Source organism: Cerasibacillus sp., assembly GCF_036516575.1.
Lineage (GTDB): Bacteria > Bacillota > Bacilli > Bacillales > Amphibacillaceae > Cerasibacillus.
Genome location: NZ_DATBTY010000027.1, coordinates 1 through 1626, shown reverse-complemented (window position 1 = coordinate 1626; position 1626 = coordinate 1). Strand labels below are relative to the sequence as shown.

The window sequence follows — 1626 nt, the reverse complement described above, 5'->3', positions numbered from 1 at the left end:
GACGAAGATCCTCATTAATATCTCTATATGATTCTTCGGCTGTTTTGACAGATGATGCCAATCCACGGTTTCCACCTTCTGAATATTCATATCCTCGAGCATTCATCATGACTTTTAAATCAGAAAAAGTTATCCATTCATTAGCAAAAAAGAGAGCAATTGCAATTCTAGCCATCAATTGATAACCGTCATATTCGACTTTATCAACCGCTTCCATCATTGCTACTTGTTGCATAATCAAATCATTCTTATTTTCTTCTTGAGCCATAATCTCTCCTTTATGATCAAACCTTAATCCAACTTAACCCGAACTTCACCGCTCATCAGCTTCGGCAACAAAATATCTCGCAGACTTTGCAGCGTTTGAATTTGTTTTAAATTTAAAATAATTCTATTCAGATTTGGAATCATAATTTTATTCATTTCTAATAATTCAAATTCACTTGGTATGTTAACCATCGCTTCATCTAAATCATTACGTTTAATATGTCCCATAGTTGTTGCATGACTATTAGCAATAGCAATAAATTCTCTTAAATAATATTTGCACCATTCATAATAGAACCATTTTGGGAACTGCTCAGATTGAACATTAAATAAGTGCTGATTCAAAACACATGTTTCGCCAGACCAGATTTTCACCATCAGAGAAGCAGACCACGCAAAAATCACATCTCCATGATGAACAATACATTCAGACTTAACCTCTGCTGTTGCTCGATCTGATGACACAGTAATTCCAGATGTTAATTCCTTAATTTTCAAAACAGGTAATCCTATTTCTCCATTTTTCGGAGGAAATTTTTGACATGCAAGACCATTTGTAAATGTTGCTATAGCGCTTAATGGCAATTCCTCCCAATCTTCCTTCGCTTCTTCAATAAACCACTGCCTAAATAGCGTTTCTGCCATTTTTTCTAAGGTTTCATTTTGGCGTTGCAATAAGTCGATTTTGTCATCTAAAGCAGACAAAACATCGGCAATGGCTTTTTGTTCAGGAAGTGGTGGGAGTTGAATTTTAATATCTTTTAAAATAGATAATGTTAAAAATCTTGTAGCAGATCCCGCTGAGTTATTCTTTAATTCTGCTAATCTAGTTTTTAAACTATAGAAAATATACTTATATGTTGTTGTTTTTTCATCTTCTAAAGTTAAAACATATGTTCTTTGGTAAGCATCAAATTTTCCATTGTAATATTTTAAACTAAAGTTTCCTTCTGCATTATTACCTGCTAGTAATAATGCCTCTGTATCAAAGGAAAAGGAATTAATTGCATATGTTTCAACAGAGCATGTGAAAAATGGATACTTACCATCGGAAACTGCCGCATTAGAATTCAATTTGCCCGTAGTCAGGTTCACTAAATCCAATAAACTAACTTCACTCATGCTTGTACCTTCGCCAATTGTTCTTGGATCAGTGCATTTAAGCGGGATTCTTCTTTGAGTTGTTCGTTAAATTCCGCCTGTAGCGCTGTGAAGCGCTCAGCAAAGTTAAAATCATCCTCTTCTTCAGGTAAGCCAACATAACGACCTGGTGTTAATACATAATCAAGCTCTGCAACTTTCTCGATTGCAACTGATGCACAGAACCCCGCGACATCTTCATATTCGCCATCACGGTTG

At 35.2% G+C, this 1626-nt stretch carries 3 protein-coding genes; all 3 read right to left on the bottom strand.

Features of this window, described 5'->3' with window-relative positions; translation table 11 throughout:
- On the bottom strand, positions 1 to 268 hold a 268-nt coding region (locus VIG73_RS04920), incomplete at its 3' end, for a hypothetical protein (RefSeq protein WP_331639546.1).
- A 23-nt stretch (positions 269 to 291) separates the two neighbouring features.
- The gene (locus VIG73_RS04915; RefSeq protein ID WP_331639544.1) at positions 292 to 1389 is read right to left on the bottom strand and encodes a restriction endonuclease subunit S; all 1098 of its coding nucleotides are present in this window, start codon (positions 1387 to 1389) and stop codon (positions 292 to 294) included.
- On the bottom strand, positions 1386 to 1626 hold a 241-nt coding region (locus tag VIG73_RS04910; RefSeq protein ID WP_331639542.1), incomplete at its 5' end, for an N-6 DNA methylase. The genes VIG73_RS04910 and VIG73_RS04915, both read right to left, overlap by 4 nt.

What these genes read in the sequence shown, in the direction of transcription:
- VIG73_RS04915 (WP_331639544.1), bottom strand. Translation starts at nt 1,389, where the DNA reads ATGAGTGAAGTTAGTTTATTGGATTTAGTGAACCTGACTACGGGCAAA.